The sequence below is a fragment of the Seonamhaeicola marinus genome, assembly GCF_008085455.1.
On the sequence record NZ_VSDQ01000642.1, the window covers coordinates 1 to 248 of the forward strand.

Below are 248 nucleotides of genomic sequence, written 5' to 3' on the forward strand. Positions count from 1 at the left end.
TGATCTTCTAAGAAAATGGTATCGCCAGAATCTATAATTCTAACTTTACGCATCATCTGTCTTACAACAACTTCAAAGTGCTTATCGTTAATTTTTACACCTTGTAAACGATACACTTCTTGTACCTCGTTTACTAAATATTGTTGAACTGCTGAAGGTCCTTTGATATTTAAAATATCATTTGGAGTTATAGAACCATCAGATAATGGCATACCTGCTTTTACATAATCATTTTCTTGAACAAGAAT

At 31.5% G+C, this 248-nt stretch carries 1 protein-coding gene; it reads right to left on the bottom strand.

The features are described 5' to 3' along the window. A partial coding sequence (locus FUA24_RS10975) for a hypothetical protein (RefSeq protein WP_148542230.1) occupies positions 1 to 248 on the bottom strand: 248 nt, incomplete at both ends.